General features: G+C 39.8%; 2 protein-coding genes. Both read left to right on the top strand.

Going from position 1 to position 1,949, the window contains the following annotated elements; translation table 11 throughout:
- The coding region (locus tag CXF89_RS19065; RefSeq protein WP_121955475.1) for a type IV pilus twitching motility protein PilT at positions 1-649 on the top strand (649 nt) is incomplete at its 5' end.
- Positions 650-658: 9 nt separating this feature from the next.
- Positions 659-1,795, top strand: coding sequence for a PilT/PilU family type 4a pilus ATPase (locus CXF89_RS19060; RefSeq protein ID WP_010553294.1), 1,137 nt, complete (start codon positions 659-661; stop codon positions 1,793-1,795).
- Positions 1,796-1,949: the final 154 nt, after the last annotated feature.

Here is a 1,949-nt window from a genome sequence, read left to right as displayed (position 1 = left end):
AACGGGCTCTGGTAAGTCAACAACACTTGCCGCTATGGTCGATTATATAAATCAAAATAAACATCACCATATTCTAACAATCGAAGATCCAATCGAGTTTGTTCACGATAATAAATTAAGCCTTATTAATCAACGTGAGGTACATCGCGATACTCATAGCTTTTCAAACGCGCTACGTAGTGCATTGCGTGAAGATCCAGATGTAATATTGGTCGGTGAGTTACGTGATTTAGAAACAATTCGTCTTGCAATGACCGCTGCTGAAACAGGCCACTTAGTGTTTGGAACGTTGCATACAACATCTGCACCAAAAACCATTGACCGTATTATCGATGTATTCCCAGGTGAAGAAAAATCAATGGTACGTTCAATGTTATCTGAATCTTTGCGTGCTGTTATCTCGCAAACACTGCTTAAAAAGATTGGTGGCGGGCGAGTTGCAGCACACGAAATTATGATTGCAGTACCTGCTATTCGTAACTTAATTCGTGAAGATAAAATTGCACAAATGTACTCGTCTATTCAAACCGGTGCGTCTGTGGGCATGCAAACAATGGATCAATGTTTAACTAATTTAGTTAATCACGGCATTGTTACAAATGCGGCAGCGAAAGAAAAAGCACAAGACAAAACACAATTTGGCGGGTAAGAAACTATTATGGCTTTATCTTTAAACGACTTTTTACTCATCATGATTGAGAAAAAAGGTTCTGACTTATTTGTATCGAGTCAGCTACCTGTAAGCGCAAAAATAAACGGTGAGCTAACAGCCCTAAGTGACGATAGGCTTACTGATGAGCAATCGCTTGAGTTAGTAGAATCTGCAATGAGCGAAAAGCAAAAAGCAGAGTTTCATACAACGAAAGAATGTAACTTTGCGATTGCCACCGACGAAGGGCGTTTTCGTATTTCTGCTTTTTGGCAACGCGATAAAGCAGGTATGGTTATTCGCCGTATTGTTACGCAAATACCTGATGTGAGTGAACTCGGGCTCCCCTCTATTCTTACCGATGTAATTATGTCTAAGCGTGGTCTTGTATTATTTGTAGGTGGTACTGGTACTGGTAAATCAACCTCGCTAGCTGCACTTATTGGTTACCGTAACCGACATCAACGTGGTCATATACTGACTATTGAAGATCCTATTGAATTTGTTCACGAGCATCGTAAAAGTATTATTACTCAACGCGAAGTAGGGCTTGATACCGAAAGCTTTGAGTCAGCACTTAAAAGCTCATTACGCCAAGCTCCCGATGTAATTTTGATTGGTGAAATTCGCTCTCAAGAAACTATGGAATACGCACTAAGCTTTGCCGAAACTGGGCACCTGTGTGTTGCAACACTGCATGCTAATAATGCTAACCAAGCGATTGACCGTATTATGCATTTAGTTCCAAAAGAAAAACACGATAAGCTTAAGTACGATTTAGCACTTAACTTACGTGCAATTGTTGCTCAGCAATTAGTACCGACTGCTGATGGTGAAAGCCGTGTTGCAGCTATTGAAATATTGCTTAACTCACCAATGGTTGCTGAACTGATTAAAAACGGTGATATTGGTGGTATTAAAGAGGCAATGGCTAAATCGAAAGAAATGGGCATGCAAACCTTTGACCAAGCGCTATTTGAGTTGTATAGACAGCAGCGAATTAATTACGCTGATGCACTTCATCATGCTGATTCGCCAAATGATTTACGCTTAATGATTAAACTGCGCAATAACGAACAGCAAGGTGCGGGCTTTTTACAAGGCGTTACTATTGATGGCCTTGACGATAAAAATAGCGATCAATGATTTAAAAAGTAATGAATATAAATACTTAATAAATAAAAAGCGCCAATTGGCTAATGCCGATCAGTTAAGAAAATGACCGGTTGACCGATCCAAACGATCATGCAAAATCCGTAGTTAGGAAACTAACTACGGATTTTTGTGTGAATATAGAACG

The sequence above is a fragment of the Pseudoalteromonas sp. MelDa3 genome (genome assembly GCF_002863625.1).
Classification (GTDB): Bacteria; Pseudomonadota; Gammaproteobacteria; order Enterobacterales; family Alteromonadaceae; genus Pseudoalteromonas; species Pseudoalteromonas arctica.
Note: the sequence above shows the minus strand (reverse complement) of the source record. Positions and strands in the feature narration are given on the sequence as shown.